The 3,182-nt window shown below is 48.2% G+C and carries 2 rRNA genes; both read right to left on the minus strand.

The annotated features are described in order from the left end of the window. Nucleotides 1-107 (minus strand): 5S ribosomal RNA (gene rrf / locus DXB58_RS05115); the annotation flags it as partial. Between the two features lie 77 nt (nucleotides 108-184). Further along, nucleotides 185-3,064, minus strand: a 23S ribosomal RNA gene (locus DXB58_RS05120). Between the last annotated feature and the right edge of the window lie 118 nt (nucleotides 3,065-3,182).

The raw sequence follows: 3,182 nt of genomic DNA on the forward strand, positions 1-3,182 counted from the left end.
GGCGGCTACCTACTCTCCCACTGTTACGCAGTACCATCGGCGTGACGAGGCTTAACTTCTCTGTTCGGAATGGGAAGAGGTGGAACCCTCGTGCTATAACCACCTGAATAAGGTTATGACATGATGAAAAGTAAAATCCTAGTGTCTAGAAAGCTAAACGTATATACCCAACCGGTACATGTTCGAAAGAAAGTGAACGGGCAATTAGTAATGCTCGGCTTTGATGTTACCACCTTTACACCTGCATCCTATCAACGTCATCGTCTTTGACGACCCTAAGAAATCTAATCTTGTGGCTGGCTTCGTACTTAGATGCTTTCAGCACTTATCCAATCCCGACTTAGATACCCAGCAATGCACCTGGCGGCACAACTGGTAAACCAGCGGTCAGTCCAACACGGTCCTCTCGTACTAGTGTCAGAGCCACGCAAATTTCATACGCCCACGATAGATAGAGACCGAACTGTCTCACGACGTTCTGAACCCAGCTCGCGTGCCACTTTAATGGGCGAACAGCCCAACCCTTGGGACCTTCTCCAGCCCCAGGATGTGACGAGCCGACATCGAGGTGCCAAACCCCTCCGTCGATATGAGCTCTTGGGAGGGATCAGCCTGTTATCCCCGGAGTACCTTTTATCCTTTGAGCGATGTCCCTTCCATACGGAAACACCGGATCACTATGCTCTAGTTTCCTACCTGATCGACTTGTCTGTCTCCCAGTCAAGCGCCCTTATGCCATTACACTCTACGGACGGTTACCAATCGTCCTGAGGGCACCTTTAGAAGCCTCCGTTACACTTTTGGAGGCGACCACCCCAGTCAAACTACCCACCAAACAGTGTCCTCGTTTCTACGAGTTAGAACTCAAATAATCAAAGGGCCGTATTTCAACAGCGACTCCACAAATACTGGCGTACCTGCTTCAAAGTCTCCGGCCTATCCTACACATCAATTACCCAAATTCAATGTTAAGCTATAGTAAAGGTTCACGGGGTCTTTTCGTCCCATCGCGGGTAATCGGCATCTTCACCGATACTACAATTTCACTGAGCTCACGGTTGAGACAGTGTCCAGATCATTACACCATTCGTGCAGGTCGGAACTTACCCGACAAGGAATTTCGCTACCTTAGGACCGTTATAGTTACGGCCGCCGTTTACTGGGGCTTCAATTCAATGCTTCTCTTGCGATGACATCTCCTCTTAACCTTCCAGCACCGGGCAGGTGTCAGGCTGTATACGTAATCTTTCAATTTGGCACAGCCCTGTGTTTTTGTTAAACAGTTGCCTGGACCTATTCTCTGCGCCCAACTCTCGTTGGGACCCTTTATCCCGAAGTTACAGGGTCAATTTGCCTAGTTCCTTAACCGTGAATCACTCAAGCGCCTTAGTATATTCAACCCGACTACGTGTGTCCGTTTACGGTACGGGTACCTTAAAGATTAAGTTTAGCGGATTTTCTTGGGAGTATGTTTACACGCACTATTGGATTGTTCCGAAGAACGTTCCATACTATCAGGTTCGACTCTTATCCTGGATTTGCCTGGGATAATCAACATCTACACCCTTCAACGGACTATTCCGTCAGTCCGCGGCGCTGTCACTCCTCCGTCTCCACGTCACTCTTTAAGGTAGTACAGGAATATTAACCTGTTCTGCCATCGGCCTCACCGTTCGGCTGAGCCTTAGGACCCGACTAACCCTGATCCGATTAGCGTTGATCAGGAAACCTTAGTCTTTCGGCGAGGGGGTTTCTCACCCCCTTTATCGTTACTTATACCTACATTTGCTTTTCCACACGCTCCAGCAAAGCTCACGCTTCACCTTCGACGCAGAGTGGAATGCTCCCCTACCGATCCTTACGGATCCCATAGCTTCGGTAAATTGCTTAATGCCCGATTATTATCCACGCCAAACTCCTCGACTAGTGAGCTGTTACGCACTCTTTAAATGAATGGCTGCTTCCAAGCCAACATCCTAGCTGTCTTAGCAATCTGACTTCGTTAGTTCAACTTAGCAATTATTTGGGGACCTTAGCTGATGGTCTGGATTCTTCTCCTTTAGGACATGGACCTTAGCACCCATGCCCTCACTCCTGGGATCGAACTACTGCGCATTCGGAGTTTATCAAGACTTGATAGGCGGTGAAGCCCTCGCATCTTATCAGTCGCTCTACCTCACAGTAGTAATTCCCAAGGCTGCACCTAAATGCATTTCGGGGAGTACGAGCTATCTCCAAGTTTGATTAGCCTTTCACCCCCACCCTCAGTTCATCCGGAAGCTTTTCAACGCTTATCGGTTCGGTCCTCCAGTTAGTGTTACCTAACCTTCAACCTGACCAAGGGTAGATCACTTGGTTTCGCGTCTACTCCTTCCGACTAATCGCCCTGTTCAGACTCGCTTTCGCTTCGGCTTCATGTCTTAAGACACTTAACCTTGCCGGAAAAAGTAACTCGTAGGTTCATTATGCAAAAGGCACGCCGTCACAACCGAAGTTGCTCCGACCGCTTGTAGGCGCACGGTTTCAGGGACTATTTCACTCTTCTATTCGAAGTGCTTTTCACCTTTCCTTCACAGTACTGGTTCGCTATCGGTCTCTCGGGAGTATTTAGCCTTACCGGATGGTCCCGGCAGATTCACGCAAGATTCCTCGTGTCCCGCGCTACTCAGGATACCACTACGCTTCGTTTAGCTTCGAATACCGGACTATCACCGTCTATGGTCCCATTTTCCAAAGGGTTCTTCTCACTAAACTTCTTGCGATGTCGTGGTCCTACAACCCCAATATTGCCGTAACAACATTGGTTTGGGCTAATCCCCGTTCGCTCGCCACTACTAGGGGAATCATTATTATTTTCTTTTCCTACAGGTACTAAGATGTTTCAGTTCCCTGTGTTAGCCTCCATCTAGGATGGATGACATTCCTTCAGAATGCCGGGTTGTCCCATTCGGAAATCTTCGGATCAAAGGTTATTTGCACCTTCCCGAAGCTTATCGCAGCTTATCACGTCCTTCATCGCCTCCGAGAGCCAAGGCATCCGCCATGCGCCCTTGCTTACTTTCTTTCAAACGTTTTATTCTCGTACTGGTATTGGTATGGGAATTGCTTCCTTCTATCAATATTGCGTACTCGAACACGTACGGTTTGATATATACTTTTAGCTCTTACTAAAATTTTACTTT

Origin of the sequence: Bacteroides sp. OM05-10AA (assembly GCF_003439055.1) — a bacterium.
Classification (GTDB): domain Bacteria; phylum Bacteroidota; class Bacteroidia; order Bacteroidales; family Bacteroidaceae; genus Bacteroides; species Bacteroides intestinigallinarum.